General features: G+C 69.9%; 13 protein-coding genes. 9 read left to right on the top strand and 4 right to left on the bottom strand.

The features are described 5' to 3' along the window. Positions 1 to 47: 47 nt before the first annotated feature. From ACU6WZ_RS00775 to ACU6WZ_RS00760, 4 genes are all read right to left on the bottom strand, one after another. Positions 48 to 992 (bottom strand): amino acid ABC transporter permease, encoded by a 945-nt coding sequence (locus ACU6WZ_RS00775; protein WP_447031156.1) that lies wholly within the window; start codon positions 990 to 992, stop codon positions 48 to 50. Further along, the gene (locus tag ACU6WZ_RS00770) at positions 989 to 1,654 is read right to left on the bottom strand and encodes an amino acid ABC transporter permease (protein WP_447034315.1); all 666 of its coding nucleotides are present in this window, start codon (positions 1,652 to 1,654) and stop codon (positions 989 to 991) included. Before ACU6WZ_RS00770 ends, ACU6WZ_RS00775 begins: the two co-directional genes overlap by 4 nt. Positions 1,655 to 1,740: 86 nt before the next feature. Then, a complete protein-coding gene (locus tag ACU6WZ_RS00765) occupies positions 1,741 to 2,580 on the bottom strand; it encodes a glutamate ABC transporter substrate-binding protein (protein ID WP_447031155.1) in 840 nt (279 codons plus the stop codon). Between the two features lie 80 nt (positions 2,581 to 2,660). Next, positions 2,661 to 3,443 carry an amino acid ABC transporter ATP-binding protein gene (locus ACU6WZ_RS00760; protein ID WP_447031154.1) on the bottom strand — a complete coding sequence of 261 codons (783 nt, stop codon included), beginning with the start codon at positions 3,441 to 3,443 and terminating at the stop codon, positions 2,661 to 2,663. A 193-nt stretch (positions 3,444 to 3,636) separates the two neighbouring features. Here ACU6WZ_RS00760 and ACU6WZ_RS00755 point away from each other — a divergent pair, with 193 nt between their 5' ends. The 9 genes from ACU6WZ_RS00755 (at position 3,637) to ACU6WZ_RS00715 (ending at position 15,390) form a co-directional block, all read left to right on the top strand. Further along, the gene (locus tag ACU6WZ_RS00755) at positions 3,637 to 4,485 is read left to right on the top strand and encodes an alpha/beta fold hydrolase (protein ID WP_447031153.1); all 849 of its coding nucleotides are present in this window, start codon (positions 3,637 to 3,639) and stop codon (positions 4,483 to 4,485) included. 517 nt (positions 4,486 to 5,002) lie between these two features. Further along, positions 5,003 to 6,202 carry an isochorismate synthase gene (locus ACU6WZ_RS00750; RefSeq protein ID WP_447031151.1) on the top strand — a complete coding sequence of 400 codons (1,200 nt, stop codon included), beginning with the start codon at positions 5,003 to 5,005 and terminating at the stop codon, positions 6,200 to 6,202. Continuing rightward, a complete protein-coding gene (locus ACU6WZ_RS00745) occupies positions 6,199 to 7,842 on the top strand; it encodes a (2,3-dihydroxybenzoyl)adenylate synthase (RefSeq protein WP_447031150.1) in 1,644 nt (547 codons plus the stop codon). Before ACU6WZ_RS00750 ends, ACU6WZ_RS00745 begins: the two co-directional genes overlap by 4 nt. A gap of 13 nt (positions 7,843 to 7,855) precedes the next feature. Then, positions 7,856 to 8,491 carry an isochorismatase family protein gene (locus ACU6WZ_RS00740; RefSeq protein ID WP_447031149.1) on the top strand — a complete coding sequence of 212 codons (636 nt, stop codon included), beginning with the start codon at positions 7,856 to 7,858 and terminating at the stop codon, positions 8,489 to 8,491. Positions 8,492 to 8,517: 26 nt separating this feature from the next. Then, positions 8,518 to 8,727: a phosphopantetheine-binding protein gene (locus tag ACU6WZ_RS00735; protein WP_447034313.1), complete on the top strand. Its 210-nt coding sequence runs from the start codon at positions 8,518 to 8,520 to the stop codon at positions 8,725 to 8,727. Next, positions 8,724 to 12,707 carry a non-ribosomal peptide synthetase gene (locus ACU6WZ_RS00730; RefSeq protein ID WP_447031148.1) on the top strand — a complete coding sequence of 1,328 codons (3,984 nt, stop codon included), beginning with the start codon at positions 8,724 to 8,726 and terminating at the stop codon, positions 12,705 to 12,707. The genes ACU6WZ_RS00735 and ACU6WZ_RS00730 overlap by 4 nt, the downstream gene beginning before the upstream one ends. Before the next feature lie 102 nt (positions 12,708 to 12,809). Continuing rightward, positions 12,810 to 13,877, top strand: coding sequence for a YncE family protein (locus ACU6WZ_RS00725; RefSeq protein WP_447031147.1), 1,068 nt, complete (start codon positions 12,810 to 12,812; stop codon positions 13,875 to 13,877). Positions 13,878 to 13,941: 64 nt separating this feature from the next. Beyond that, a complete protein-coding gene (locus tag ACU6WZ_RS00720; RefSeq protein WP_447031146.1) occupies positions 13,942 to 14,562 on the top strand; it encodes an L-threonylcarbamoyladenylate synthase in 621 nt (206 codons plus the stop codon). 144 nt (positions 14,563 to 14,706) lie between these two features. Continuing rightward, entirely contained in the window at positions 14,707 to 15,390 is a 684-nt protein-coding gene (locus ACU6WZ_RS00715) for a HemK2/MTQ2 family protein methyltransferase (protein WP_447031145.1), read from the top strand. The last annotated feature ends 147 nt before the right edge of the window (positions 15,391 to 15,537 follow it).

Below are 15,537 nucleotides of genomic sequence, written 5' to 3'. Positions count from 1 at the left end.
TTGCCCGGATGACAGGCATCCGCAGAAGGTGCGCGAACGCGGCCGGATCACTTCGTATGGTCGGCTGGTCCGCCGGCGCGCCCGTCAGTTCCACCGCGCCCGCCGGGGACGACGTGCTCGCCCGGTGTCGCGAGCTCCTCGACCGTGTCGGCGCCGACCACCGCACCGGTGGACTTCTTGCCACGCCGCAGCCTGCCCTCCAGCCAACTCGCGAAGGTGGTGAGCGCGAAGTTCAGTACGACGAAGATGACCGCGACGACGGTGAAGCTGGCGATGGTGTTCGCACCGTAGTTCGCGCTCATCGGGCGGACCGAGGCCAACAGCTCGGAGAAGCCGAGCAACGCGCCGCCGAGTGCGGTGTCCTTCACGATGACCACCAGCTGACTGACGAGTGCCGGCAGCATCGCCGTGACCGACTGCGGCAGCAGGACGTACCGCATGGTCTGGCCTTTGCGCATGCCGATCGCCTTGGCAGCGTCGGTCTGGCCCGTTGGCAGGGACAGGATTCCGGCCCGCACCACCTCGGCGAGCACCGAGGCGTTGTAGAGGACGAGACCTGTGACCACGGCGTACAGCGGCCTGATTTCAGGGCTGATGTCGGTGAGTTCGGCGTACGCCGCGTTGGCGAAGAGCATCAGGATCAGCACCGGAATGGCGCGGAAGAACTCCACGACGGTGCCGGCCGCGCCGCGAACCCACCAGTGGTCGGAGAGCCGGGCGATACCGAACAGCGCTCCGAGGGGCAGCGCGATGACCATGGCGAGGCCGGCTCCGATGAGCGTGTTCTCAAGACCCGGCAGGAGGTACGTCGTCCACACCCGGGAGTCGGTGAAGAACGGCTCCCACTTGATCCACTCAAGCTGGCCCTTGTCGGCAAGGCTCCTGGCCACCCACCAGATCAGCGCTGCCACGGCGATCAGAAAAGCGACCGTGAACATCACATTGCGTCGTTTGGCGCGCGGTCCCGGAACGTCGTACAACACGTCCGTCATCGCCTCACCGCTACCTTCTTGCTGACCCAGCCGAGGAACAGACCGGTCGGGAGAGTGAGGCAGATGAATCCGAACGCGAAGATGGCGGAGATGAGGATGAGCTGGGCCTCGTTCTCGATCATTTCGCGCATCAGCGTCGCGGCCTCGGCCACCCCGATCGCGGCGGCCACGGTGGTGTTCTTGGTCAGTGCGATCAGTACGTTCGCGAGCGGACCCACGACGGAACGGAAGGCCTGCGGAAGGACGATCAGCGCCAGCACCTGGGGGAAGCTCAGGCCGATGGCCCGCGCCGCCTCCGACTGACCGGCCGGCACGGTGTTGATGCCGGACCTCAGTGCCTCGCAGACGAAGGCCGCGGTGTACGCGATCATCCCGAGCACGGCGAGCCTGAAGTTGATGGTCTCGAAGGCGTCCGCGCCGAGGTTGACGCCGAGTGTCTGGAACAGGCCCAGCGAGGTGAAAACAATGATCACTGTCAGCGGAATATTCCGCACCACATTGACATAGGCGGTGCCGAAGCCGCGCATCAGCGGCACAGGGCCGACCCGCATGGCGGCCAGGATTGTTCCCCAGATCAGGGCGCCGATGGCCGAATAGAAGGTGAGCTGTACCGTCACCCAAAAGGCACCCAGCAGATCGTAACCTTCAAGAAAGTCGAACACGATCTCCCGCATTCCCCGTGTGTGGTTGGGTGCGGCGCGCCACAGAGCCACGGAGAGGGGAGCGGCGCGCCGGTGGGAATCCTGCTTCAGTCGACGATGACGCCGATCTTCGGAGCGGGTTCGTTCTTGTAGTCGGCCGGGCCGAAGTTCTTCTTCACGTACTCGTCCCAGGAGCCGTCCGCGACCATCTTCTCCAGGGCGGTGTTGATCTTGCCCTTGAGATCGCTGCCCTTCTGGACGCCGATGCCGTAGTTCTCGTTGCTCAGCTTGAAGCCACCGAGCTTGAACTTGCCCTGGTTCTCCTCCTGCGAGGCATAGCCGGCGAGGATCGAGTCGTCGGTGGTGAGCGCGTCGATGACCTCGTTCTCGAGGCCGGTCAGGCACTCCGAGTAGCCGCCGTACTCCTGCAGCTGGGCCTTCGGGGCGAGCTCGGTCTTGACGTTCTGCGCGGAAGTGGAGCCGCTGACCGAGCAGAGCTTCTTGTTGTTCAGGTCTTCGGGCTTCTTGATGGAGTCGTCGTCCGATCGGACCAGGATGTCCTGGTGGGCCAGGAGGTAGGGTCCGGCGAAGTCGACCTTCTGCTGACGCTCATCGTTGATCGAGTAGGACGCCGCGATGAAGTCGACGTCGCCGCGCTCGAGCAGCGTCTCGCGGTCGGCGCTCTTGGCTTCCTTCCACTCGATGTCACCGGGCTGGCGGCCGAGCTCCTTGGCCACATAGGTCGCCACGTCCACGTCGAAGCCCGTGTAGGTGCCGTCCGGGGTCTTGAGGCCGATGCCTGGCTGGTCGAACTTGATGCCGATGGTGATCTTTTCTGCGGCGCTTCCCGAACCGCTCACGGCACTGCTGGCGGAGCCGCAGGCCGTCGCGCTCAGGAACAGCGCGAGCGCGGCGCCGGACGCGGCCGAGACCTTGAGAGTCTTCATGGTGATCATTCCTGGGGTTTGATGTGCTGGGGTTCGATGTGGGGGGAATGGCGACGTCGGACGGGCCTCAAAGGGCCCGCTCAGTGCTGAAGGATCTTCGACATGAAGTCCTTCGCCCGGTCGCTGCGTGGATTGGTGAAGAACTGGTCGGGCGTCGTCTCTTCTACGATCGCCCCGTCCGCCATGAAGACCACACGGTTGGCGGCCGAACGGGCGAAACCCATCTCGTGAGTGACGACGGCCATCGTCATGCCGTCACGGGCGAGCTGCCGCATGACCTCCAGCACCTCGTTGATCATCTCGGGGTCGAGGGCCGAGGTCGGCTCGTCGAAGAGCATGACCTTCGGGTCCATGGCCAGTGCTCGGGCGATCGCCACGCGCTGCTGCTGGCCACCGGACAGCTGTGCGGGGTACTTGTCCGCCTGGGAGGTGACGCCCACGCGTTCGAGCAACGAGCGCGCCCGCTCCTCAGCCGCCTTCTTGTCCTTCTTACGGACCTTGACCTGGCCGAGCGTGACGTTCTGCAGGACGGTTTTGTGGGCGAACAGGTTGAAGGACTGGAAGACCATGCCCACGTCGGCCCGCAGTCTGGCGAGCTCACGGCCCTCGGCGGGCAGCGGCTTCCCGTCGATGGTGATCTCACCGGAGTCGATGGCTTCCAAACGGTTGATGGCGCGGCACAGCGTGGACTTCCCGGACCCGGAGGGTCCGATGACGACGACGACCTCGCCACGGGCGATGGTGAGATCGATGTCCCGCAGCACGTGCAGAGCGCCGAAGTGCTTGTTGACGTTGCTGAGCACGACCAGGGCGTCGTTCGTGCCCCGCGTCGCGTCCTTCTCGGTCCCTGTTACTCCGCTCATCGACTTCATACTCCGCCCGCTTCCGTCCGGTCGCACGCCGACGGCGAGCGTGGCGGCCATGGGCGAGGGTGTCGACGGCCTCCGACATGGCCCGACTGCTCGCGGCGGCCGCACCGGCTGCGGCTGCGCTACCTCAGCAGGCGCCCGGCAATCCGGTTGCCGCGTTCGGAACCACGCTGACAGGATCGCCGGCATGCCATTCTTCTCCGCGCACGACGGAACGGATCTCGCTTACCACGTGTTCGGCGACGCCGGTGGCGGTGAACCGCTGGTCTGTCTGCCGGGCGGTCCCATGCAAGCTTCCGTCTACCTCGGTGAACTGGGCGGACTGTCCGCGCATCGGCAGCTGATCGTGTTTGACCTTCGCGGAACCGGCCTGTCTCCCGAACCGCACGACGCGGCCGACTACCGCTGTGACCGGCTCGTCGATGACGTGGAGGCCCTGCGTGAGCACTTGGGCCTCGACCGTATGGATCTGCTGGCGCACTCCGCCGCCGCGAACCTTGCGGCGCTGTACGTGGCCAGACATCCGCAGCGGATCAGCAAGCTCGCTCTGATCACCCCGAGCACCAAGGCCGTGGCCATCGAGGTCAGCGCCGAGACCCGGCGGGAGACGGCTCAGCTGCGCAGGGACGAGCCTTGGTTCGCGGGGGCCTTCGCAGCCCTCGAATCGATCATGGCCGGCGAGGGTACGGACGCCAACTGGAAGGCCATGGCACCGTTCTCCTACGGCCGATGGGACGCTGCGGCACGAGCGCACCAGGCGGCCGAGGACGGGCAGCGGAACCAGGAAGCCGCAGACGCCTTCGGCGCCGACGGTGCCTTCGACCCGGACACCACTCGCGCAGCGCTCGCGGGGTTCAGGGCGCCGGTCCTGCTGGTCGCCGGGGAGGTCGACCTGAGTGCCATCCCTGGCGTCGTGGCCGAGTACGCAGAGTTGTTTCCGAACGCCAGGCTCGTCGTTCAGCCGGCAGCGGGCCACTTCCCCTGGCTCGATGACGCCGAGCGGTTCGTCGCGAGCGTCTCGGATTTCCTGCGGTGAATGCCGCCGTGCAGGAAGGCGGTTACTGACAGCTGTCGGCCGGCCGGGCGGGAGCTGCTGGGTGTACCGGACTTTCGCCAACCTCGGGACGGCCTGTGACCTGGCACTTCATGGTTGTCGAACACTCACTCGGCCTGTCCTTCGCGGTCCGGCTGGGCGTGCGGACGATGCCACCGCGGTAACTGCCGCCTCCGCCTCCGCCTCCGCCTCCGCCTCCGCCTCCGCTTCGCGGCGCGTCGGTCGGGCGCGGCCGGTGTGCGGACGCGTGGCGGTGCGAGCGGGTTGAGCTCTTTGCCATCCCTTGACCGGAAAGTTCAGGTGGGGCGCCGTGTGCGTCAGAGCGTGTCAGGCGACAGGGCCGGGGTGCCCGCGCGCCATTAATGTGCACGCCGGAGCGGTCACTCAATCACGCCCGTACAAAGCCGAGTTGGCGGGGCGGAGGCGGTGGTGCCGCTGGAAACGATAGGTGAGCCTTGCCTTACTCGCAAGGCTCGGCGAGGAACTGGGAGAACACAAGGTGACCACGGTCCATGCCCCGCTCGCCGGGCAGGAGTCCGGAGCCGACATCGTCGGCACGGCGACGGCCCTCCTCGACGCCTATCGACCCAGCACGGACCGATTTTTCGCCTCCCCCACCAGAACACTGCTCGCGCGCGGTGAATGGGCTCACGTCCCGCACGACGCGCGGCCGCTCACCGAGCGGGTCCAGGACGCCCTCGCCGCGGCCCGAACCGCCGGCCGGCCGCACCCCGTGGTCATGGGAGCGATCCCCTTCGATGCGTCCGCGCCCGCCGCGCTCGCCGTTCCCGACAGCCTGCGCCGCGCCCCGGCACTCGGCCGGGATCCACTGATCGCACTTCCGGCGCCCGCACCGGCCGGCATCGCCTGGCAGATACGGCCGGTGCCCGCGCCCGACCGGTACGCGGCCGCGGTCGCCGCCGCCGTCGGCCGTATGGCGGCGGGCGAGTTACGGAAAGTCGTCCTCGCGAGGGCGCTCGATCTGACCGGTGACCGGGAGCCCGACGTGCCGGGGATGCTGCAGAGGCTCGCCCGTCGCGACGCCCGCGGCTACACCTTCGCGATGCCCACGGGCACCGGCCGCACCCTGCTCGGTGCCAGCCCCGAACTCCTCGTCTCCCGGCGCGGAAGAAACCTGCTGGCCAACCCGCTCGCCGGCTCGACGCCCCGCAGCGACGACCTCGCCGAGGACGTACGCCGCGCCGCCGCGCTGCTCGAATCGCCCAAGGACCTGTTCGAGCACGCCGTCGTCGTCAATGCGATACAGGACGCGCTGGCCCCGTACTGCGGCGACCTCGTGGTGCCCGAACGGCCCACTCTGGTGCAGACCGCGGCCATGTGGCACCTGTCGACGACCATCACCGGCACCCTCGCCCCCCGGCCGGCCTCGGCACTGGAACTCGCCTGTGCGCTGCATCCCACGCCGGCGGTCTGCGGCGAACCGACCGGGCGGGCCCAGGAGGTCATCGCAGAGCTGGAGCCGTTCGACCGCGGCCTGTACTCCGGTGTCGTCGGCTGGGGTGACGCGGACGGGGACGGTGAGTGGGTCGTGACCATCCGCTGCGCGGAGGCGGGCCCCGCAGGTCTGCGGCTCTTCGCCGGCGCGGGCCTGGTGGCTTCGTCGGACCCGGCGGCCGAGACCGCCGAGACCAGCGCCAAGTTCCGTACGTTCCTCGACGCCGTGGGAGCCCGACTGTGAGCGCCGACGCACCGACCTGGCCCGCCGACTTCGCCGAGCGCTACCGTGCCGCCGGGTACTGGCGCGGAGAAACCTTCGGGCAGATGCTGGCCGCCCGCGCCCGGGAGCACCCCGACCGGGTCGCCGTCGTGGATCCCGCCGTCGTGGATCCCGCCGGTGAGGGCCGCCGCTGGACGTACGGGGAGCTCGACCGTCGGGCCGACCGGCTCGCCGCTGGTTTTCTGGCCGCCGGAATCGGCCGGAGCGACCGGGTGGTGGTGCAGCTGCCGAACGTCGCCGAGTTCTTCGAGGTCGTCTTCGCGCTGTTCCGGATCGGCGCGCTGCCGGTGTTCGCCCTGCCGGCCCACCGGGAGCAGGAGATCGGGTACTTCTGCTCGTTCTCCGAGGCGGTCGCGTACGTCGTCGCCGACCGGCACGACGGCTTCGATCACCGCGACCTCGCCACCAGGGTGAAGGAACAGACCCCGACGCTGCGCCATGTGTTCGTGGTGGGGGAACCGGGCGCGCACACCGCACTGAGCACGGTGCCGTGCGAACCCGTCGGCCTCGACACGTACGCCGGGCCGAGCGCCTCGGACCTGGCCTTCCTCCAACTGTCCGGCGGCAGCACAGGGGTGCCGAAACTGATCCCGCGTACGCACGACGACTATCTCTACTCGCTGCGGGGATCCAACGAGATCTGCGCGGTGGACGAGGCCAGCGTCTATCTCGTGGTCCTGCCGGCCGCACACAACTTCCCACTCAGCTCGCCCGGCTCGCTGGGCACCCTGTGCGCCGGCGGCCGCGTCGTGCTGTGCCCCGGTCCCGCCCCGGAGACCGCGTTCCCGCTCATCGAGCGCGAGGGCGTCACGATCACCGGTCTCGTGCCCCCGCTCGCCCTCGTGTGGACCCAGGCCGCGCTGAACACGACGTACGACCTCGACAGCCTGCGCGTCCTGCTGGTCGGCGGTGCCAAGTTCAGCGAGGAAGCGGCGCGGCGCGTACGGCCCGCGCTCGGCTGCTCCCTGCAACAGGTCTTCGGCATGGCCGAAGGCCTCGTCAACTACACCCGGCTGGACGACGACGAGGAGACCGTCGTCACCACCCAGGGCCGGCCGATCTCGCCCGACGACGAGATCCGCATCGTCGACGACGAGGGCCAGGACGTGGCTCCCGGAGAAACCGGCCATCTCCTCACCCGCGGCCCCTACACGATCCGGGGCTACTGGCGGGCCGCCGAGCACAACGCCCGCTCGTTCACGCCCGACGGCTTCTACCGCACCGGCGACATCGCCCGCGCGACCCCGAGCGGACACCTCGTGGTGGAGGGCCGCGCCAAGGACCAGATCAACCGTGGCGGCGAGAAGATCGCGGCGGAGGAGGTCGAGAACGTCATCCTCGGCCATCCCGCAGTCCACGACGTGTCCGTCGTGTCGGTCCCCGACGACTACCTCGGCGAGCGGGCCTGCGCGTACGTCATCCTCCGCGAGGGCGGCGAACTGCGGCCCGCCGCCCTCCGCAGGTACGTCCGGGAACGCGGCCTGGCCGCCTACAAGGTGCCCGACCGGGTCGAGTTCGTCGACGCCTTCCCGGCCACCGGCATCGGCAAGGTCAGCAAGAAGGACCTCCGCACCACCGCCGCCCAGCCCGGCCCCCACTGAAAGGCCCGTTGTCATGGCGCTGCCCGCCATCTCCCCGTACCCCATGCCCGGCGCCACCGCTCTGCCCGAGAACCGCGCAGGCTGGACCGTCGACCCCCAGCGGGCGGTCCTGCTCGTCCACGACCTGCAGAACCACTTCCTGTCCGCCTTCGAGGACAACACCTCCCCGGTGACCGAACTCCTCGCCAACACGGCACGGTTGGCGACGTACGCCAGAAGTCGGGACATACCCGTCGTGTACTCCGCCCAGCCCGGCGGCCAGAGCCCAGCGCAGCGCGGGCTCCAGCAGGACTTCTGGGGACCGGGCCTGCCCGATGATCCGCATGCCGGGGCCATCGCGCCGGCCGTGGCGCCCCAGGACGGTGACACGGTCGTCACCAAGTGGAAGTACAGCGCCTTCGTACGCTCCGAACTCGCCGCGCTGCTGGAACACCACGGCCGTGACCAGCTCGTCATCACCGGTGTGTACGCGCACATCGGCGTGGTCACGACGGCCTGCGACGCCTGGATGCGGGACATCGAGGCCTTCGTCGTCGCCGACGCGGTCGCCGATTTCAGCGAACGAGAACACCGGTCGGCGCTGCGCTGGGCCGCCGGCCGGTGCGCCGTCGTCACCACCACCGACGCGATCCTGGGCGAAGGGATTTGACCGTGGCGCCGCTGACTGTGCAGCAGATGCGCGAGGACATCGCCGACGTCCTGGGCGAGGACCCCGCCGACATCCCCGACGACGAGAACCTCGCCGACTACGGTCTCGACTCGGTCCGACTGATGAGCCTGGTCGAGCGGTGGCGACGCGAGCACGGCGCCGCCGTCTCCTTCGTGGACCTGGCCGAACACCCTGCCATCGACGCGTGGGCAACTCGGCTGGGGGCGCGGGGATGACCACCGTATCGACAACAGCAGAACCCGCCGCGGGCCCCGTGCCCCCGGACGGCTCCGACGCCGGCGGCCTTCCGCTGACAGCCGCCCAGACGGGCATGTGGTTCGCACAGGCCCTCGATCCGGAGAGTCCCGCGCTCAACACCGCCGAATATCTGCTGCTCGAAGGACCGTTACGGCCCGAGGTCCTGGTGCGGGCGCTGCGCCGAACCGCGGCCGAAGCGGACGCACTGAACGTACGGATCGCACCATCCCCCGGCGGACCACGCCAGTTCCCGTTCGACCCGGCCGCGCCCGGCATCGCGTTTCCGCTGCACACGGCCGACCTGCGAGGAGCGCCCGACCCGCAGGCAGCCGCCCTTGCCTGGATGGACGACGACCTGACGCGGCCCTTCGATCTCGCCGTGGGCCCGCCGTTCCGGCACGCGCTGCTGCGGGTCGGGGACGAACAGTGGCTGTGGTACCAATGCGTGCACCACATCGTCATGGACGGCTTCGGCTACTCGCTGCTCGCCCGGCGGACCGCGGATCTGTACGCCGCCCTCGTCGCGGGGACGGAGCCGGGGGAGCGCGACTTCGGGCGGCTGGCCGACCTGATCCAAGACGATGCCGCCTACCGTGCAGGCGGCCGGTTGGACACCGACCGGACGTACTGGACCGAGACGCTCGCCGACCGCCCGCAGGCACCCGCGCTCGCCGGACGTACGGTGCTGGCCTCGCGCACCTTCCTGCGGCGCAGCGCCCGGGTGCCGGATCCCACCACGGCCCGGCTTCGGGAAGTCGCCGCGCACCTGCGGGCCACCTGGCCGGACGTACTCATCGCCGTCCAGGCCCTGTACGTCTCGCGCGTCACCGGCACCGCCGACGTGGTCCTGGGGATGCCGATGATGGGCCGCATGGGTTCGGTCGCCCTGCGCATCCCCGGCATGGTCATGAACGTGCTGCCGCTGCGGCTGACCGTGGCTCCGGACACCACACTCGCCGCTCTGACACGGCAGGTCGTCCTCGCGGTGCGCGCCGCGCGCCGCCATCAGCGCTACCGGATCGAGGACATCAGGCGCGACCACGGCCTGCTCGGCGAAGGCCGCGCGCCGGTCGGACCTCTCGTCAACATCATGCCGTTCGACTACGACCTGTCCTTCGGCGGCGTCACCGCCACCCCGCACAACCTCTCCGCCGGCCCTGTCGACGACCTCACCGTCAATGTGTACGACCGGACCGACGGCCGGGGTCTGCGGATCGATCACGACGCGAACCCCGCCGTGTACACCGAGGACGAGCTCGCCGCACACCAGCTGCGGTTCCTCCACCTGCTCACCCGGACCGTCCACGCCGACCCCGAAGCTCCACTCGCGGGACTCGGCACGGCGACCCCGGAGGAACGGCGGCGCGTGCTCGTCGAGTTCAACGAGACGTCCCGGCCGCTCCCCGCCACCACCCTCATCGGCCCGATCGAGGAACAGGCAGAACGCACCCCGCAAGCCCCGGCCCTCGTCTTCGGCGGCCGGACCCTGACGTACGGGCAACTGAACGCGCGGGCCGGCCGTCTCGCCCGCAAGCTGGCCGCGGACGGCGTACGGCCAGGGGCGCTGGTCGCCGTCGCCCTGCCGCGTTCGGTGGAACTGATCGTCGCCCTGCTGGCCGTACTCAAGGCCGGCGGTGCCTATCTGCCGCTCGATCCCGGCCACCCTCCCGGCCGGATCGCCGACATGCTCGACGACGCCGCCCCGGTCGCGGTCGTCACCGACTCGGCCACCCGCACGCGCCTGCCCGACACCGGCATCCCGCACGTCGTGCTCGACCGGACGGACCTCTCGGCGCTGTCTCCGGTCGGCTCGCCCGACGCGCTCACACCACAGCATCCGGCGTACGTCATCTACACCTCCGGTTCCACGGGCAGGCCCAAGGGCGTGGTGGTGTCCCACGCGGCCATCGACAACCGGCTGCGCTGGATGCAGCACACCTACCCGCTCGCCCCCGGCGACCGGGTGCTCCAGAAAACCCCGTCCGGCTTCGACGTCTCCGTGTGGGAGTTCTTCTGGGCACTGCGCGTAGGCGCCACCCTGGTCGTCGCCGAACCGGACGGGCACAAGGATCCGCTCTACCTGGCGCGCACCATCCAGGAACAGTCGGTCGCCGTCTGCCACTTCGTGCCGTCCATGCTCCAGGTCTTCCTCGCGGAACCGGCCGCGGCCGGATGCTCCTCGCTGCGGCACGTCTTCTCCAGCGGTGAGGCGCTGTCCCGGGACACCGTGCGGCAGTTCCACCGCATGCTGCCCAGCGCCCAGTTGCACAACCTGTACGGACCCACGGAAGCCGCGGTCGACGTCACCCACCACACCTGCACCTCTGGGCAGACCGGTCCTGTCCCCATCGGCCGTCCGGTGTGGAACACCCGGCTGTACGTTCTGGACGCCGCCCTCCAGCTGTGCCCTCCCGGCGTCCCCGGCGAGCTGCACCTCGCCGGAGTTCAGCTCGCCGACGGCTACCTGCGGCGCCCCACTCTGACCGCCGGCCGCTTCGTCGCCGACCCCTACGGCTCGCCGGGCTCGCGCATGTACCGCACGGGCGACCTCGCCCGCTGGACCGCCGACGGGGAGATCATCTACCTGGGGCGTACTGACCAACAGGTCAAGCTGTACGGCCAGCGCCTCGAACCCGGCGAGATCGAGGCGCACCTGGCGGCGATGGACACCGTGACGGGTGCCTGTGTGATCGTGCGCGAGGACCGGCCCGGCGACCAGCGGCTCGTCGCCTATGTCACGGGCAGTGGGCCCGTACGGGACGGGGCGGCTGTACCGGACGAGGCGGCCCTGCGCGCACGCCTCGCCGCCGTACTGCCCGACTACATGGTGCCCTCGGCGGTCGTACGCCTCGATGACTTCCCCCTCAGCCCCAACGGCAAGCTCGACCGCAAGGCCCTGCCCGCCCCCGTCGCGGAGGCGGGGACCGGCGGCCGGGCTCCTCGCAACCCGACCGAGGAAACACTGGCCCGCCTCTTCGCCGAGGTGCTCGGCCTCGAACGCGTCGCTGCGGACGCCGCCTTCTTCGACCTCGGCGGCACGTCATTGCTCGCCGCCCGTCTCATGTCCCGCATCCGCGAGACCCTGGGCCTCAGCGCCCCGATCGGCGCCCTGTTCCGTGCGCCGACACCGGCCGCTCTCGCCGGGCGGCTCACCGGCGACGCGGGCGCCGACACGGCACTGGAGGTACTGCTGCCGCTGCGCCCGGGCGGCGACCGCGTTCCGCTGTTCGTGTTCCATCCGGCGGGAGGGATCAGCTGGTGCTACTCGGGGCTGCTGCCCCGACTGGGCGCGGGTCAGCCGGTCCACGGGCTTCAGGCGCGAGGACTGCTGCACGACGGCGAAGCCCTGCCCGCCACGATGGACGAGATGGCCGCCGACTACGCGGCTCAGATCCGGACCGTGCAGCCCCACGGCCCCTATCGGCTGCTGGGCTGGTCCGTCGGCGGGGTCGTCGCCCATACCGTGGCGGTCCACCTCCAGCAGGCCGGCGAGCGGGTCGACCTCCTCGCGCTGATGGACGCGTACCCCTCCGACCAGTGGCGCGACCTCGCCGGACCCACTGAGGCCGACGCACTCAACGCCCTTCTGCGGATGGCAGGTTTCGAGGGCAGCGACGGCCTGACCCGGGACAGCGTCCTTGCCACTCTGCGTCACGAGGGCAGCGCGCTCGCGGCTCTTCCCGAGCGGGTCCTGACCGCCGTCCTCGCCATCGTGACCAACAACGCCCGCCTCATGCGAACCCACCGGCATCAGGTCTTCGACGGCGACCTGCTGTTCTTCACGGCTGCGGCCCCCCGGGCCGAGGACTGGCTCACCCCCCTCGCCTGGCAGCCGTACACGACCGGCCGGCTCATCGAGCACGCCCTGGACTGTCTGCACCCCGAGATGACGCAGCCGCCACAACTCGACGCGATCGCAGCGGTACTCGCGGACCGGCTGGCCGAACTCGACGCATGACCGACCTGACCTGGCCTACCGACCTGGGCCCACCGACCTGACCTACCGACCTGCGACACGGCAACACCACCACAGCCAGTACCACTTCAGGAGGAACGAACCATGTCCCGCAACCGCTCCGTCATCAACCGCCGAGTCCTGCTCGCCGCCGCCGTGTCCGCCACCTGGGCACTCGGTCCGGCCGGCACGGCGACGGCCGCGTCGGCGCATGGTCACAGCCGCCAGACGTCGTACACGGTGGACTCGGCCGAGTTGGGGCAGGGGCTCTACCAGTCCGCCTACTCGGCACGGAACAACGTCCTGTGGGTCACCAGCTCGGTCGGCTTCCCGCCTGTCACCCAGTCCCAGCTTCTGAAGGTGGACCCCCGGAGCCTGAAGGTGACGGCGGCCTACACGCCGCCCCTCAAGGACGAGGCCACCGGCGCGCGGGAGGCGGTGTACGGGGTTGCCGTCGACGATGAGCACAACACCGTCTGGACCACCAACACGGTTGACAACTCCCTCGCCGTCTACAGTCAGCGCACCGGCCGCCACCTCGCCTCGGTGCCGGGTGTGCGGCACGTCCGGGACGTCGTGATCGACGCGCACCGCGACCTGGCCTGGGCCTCGGGCCTGGAGGACGGCAGCCTCGTCGCCTTCGACACCCGCACCTTCCAGGAGAAGAAGCGCGTCACTGTCCAGGGCGCCGGGCCCGCCGGCCTTGCCGTCGACCCGCGCACCGGCACCGTCTACGCCGCCGACCTGATGAACGGCCGTCTCATCGTCCTCTCGCCCACGTCCGGAACGCCCACACTGATCCCCGCCGGCCAGGGCGCCATCGACGTGTCGCTGTCGGTCGACGGCCACACCGCCTACACCGCCAACCAGGGCTCCGGCACCGTCTCCGTGATCGATCTGCGCGCGGGAGTGGTCGAGAAGGAGATCGCCACGGGCGCGGGCAGTCTCGCCGTGGCGACCGACGTCTGCACCGGCAACGTCTTCGTCGCCAACCGGGGGTCGGGGACGACCACGGTGGTCGACCCGCGGACGGGGAGTGTCCTCGCGGACCTGGCGACCGGGGCGAACACCGACCATGTCGTCCTCCACCGTGGCACCGCGTACGTCGTCGACAAGGCGGCAGCCGGCGCGCAGGCCATGGACTCCATCCACCGCATCCGTACCGACCGCTGACGGCTTGACGGCTTGACGGCTGACAGGCGGCCGTGCGGATGCCCTGATCACGTAGGCTCGGCGCATGGCGAAGTATTTCGACGTGCACCCCGAGAATCCGCAGCGACGCACCATCACCGCCGTGGCTGAAAGCATCCGTTCCGGCGCGCTCGTCGTGTATCCGACGGACTCCTGTTTCGCGCTGGGCTGCCGACTGGGCAGCCGGGACGGCATCGGCCGGATCCGGTCGATCAGGAACCTCGACGACCGTCACCACTTCACCCTGGTGTGCCAGGACTTCGCGCAGCTGGGCCAGTTCGTGCACATCGACAACGACGTGTTCCGGGCGATCAAAGCGGCGACGCCCGGCAGTTACACCTTCATCCTCCCGGCGACGAAAGAGGTGCCGCGCCAGCTGCTGCACCCCAAGAAGAAGACGGTCGGAGTCCGGATTCCCGACCACATCGTCGCCCAGGCCCTGCTCGCCGAACTGGGGGAGCCGCTGCTCTCCAGCACGCTGCTCCTGCCCGACGAGGAGGAGCCGATGACCCAGGGCTGGGAGATCAAGGAACGGCTCGACCATGTGGTGGACACCGTGGTCGACTCGGGCGACTGCGGCACCGAGCCGACCACGGTCATCGACTTCTCCGCCGGCGAGGCCGAGATCGTACGCCGCGGGGCGGGCGACCCCGCGCGGTTCGAGTAGCCCGGTTCGTACGCAACTTCGGCCTCCGCCGTGGCGCACGCGCTGTGAACCCTGCGCTCGTCACGATGGAGCGCAACTGAGACCCGCAGACCCGCAGGCGCGTCTGCGAGCTGCCGCTGTCCGCTGTCCGAGGAGAGACGCCCGATGACCACCGCAGCGCCGCCGCCTCCCGACTTCGGTGCGGTGTTCACTCTGCCTGGTGTGTACGCCCCCCAGGACGACACGCTGCTGCTGGCCGAGGCGATGCGACGTGAGGGCATCAGCGCGGGGACGAGCGTGCTCGACGTATGCACGGGCAGCGGCGTCCTCGCGGTGTACGCGGCCCGGCTCGGCGCACGCGTGACCGCGGTCGACATCGGCAGACGCGCCGTGCTCACGGCGCGAATGAACGCGTTGCTCGCTCGCCGCCGCGTCACCGTGTGCCGGAGCGACCTTCTGTCGTCGCTGCCGGGGCGTTCGTTCGACGTCGTTGTCAGCAACCCTCCCTACGTCCCGGCACCCGGTCTCGCGCTGCCGCGACGGGGGCCGGCGCGGGCCTGGGACGCGGGCCGTGACGGCCGCGTGCTGGTGGACCGCATCTGTGACGCGGCGCCTGCCGCGCTGCGTCCGCACGGGGTGCTACTCATGGTGCACTCCGCGTTGACCGGGAGCGACGCGACGCTACGGCGGCTGCAGCGGGCCGGTCTGCGCGCCGAGGTGGCCGACCGCAGGTCCGTTCCGTTCGGGCCGGTGGTGCGCGGGCGCTTGGCATGGCTGCGGGAGCGCCGCCTGCTGGACGCGGACTCCGACCGGGAAGGACTCGTGGTGATCCGTGCCGAGAAGGTCTGAAGCGGGGTACGTCGGCGGAAGGTACGCCGGACCGTTGGGCCCGCGGGCGTGCGCGGGCCGTTCGGGTGACCGGCTCGCGCGATCAGACACGTGGGCGTCGAGATCTACAGGCACTCGTCGGAAGTCGCCGCCAAGTTTCCTGTACGG

This window comes from Streptomyces hypolithicus, from assembly GCF_052934925.1.
The sequence above is the reverse complement of the archived record's forward strand: the minus strand, read 5'-3'. Positions and strand labels throughout refer to the sequence as shown.